The 221-nt window shown below is 73.3% G+C and carries 1 protein-coding gene; it reads left to right on the plus strand.

Going from position 1 to position 221, the window contains the following annotated elements:
- Nucleotides 1-12: 12 nt before the first annotated feature.
- A partial coding sequence (locus tag ACSNOB_RS32185; protein WP_436691238.1) for a beta-ketoacyl synthase N-terminal-like domain-containing protein occupies nucleotides 13-221 on the plus strand: 209 nt, incomplete at its 3' end.

The raw sequence follows: 221 nt of genomic DNA on the forward strand, positions 1-221 counted from the left end.
GAGGGGCCGGCGGTGTCGGTGGACACGGCGTGTTCGTCGTCGTTGGTGGCGTTGCACCTGGCGGTGCAGTCGCTGCGCCGGGGCGAGTGCGACCTGGCTTTCGCGGGTGGCGTGACGGTGATGGCGACGCCGGGGCTCTTCGTGGAGTTCTCGCGGCAGCGCGGGCTGGCGGCCGACGGTCGGTGCAAGGCGTTCGCGGCGGGTGCGGACGGTACGGGTTG

Source organism: Micromonospora sp. URMC 106, assembly GCF_051386395.1.
Classification (GTDB): domain Bacteria; phylum Actinomycetota; class Actinomycetes; order Mycobacteriales; family Micromonosporaceae; genus Micromonospora.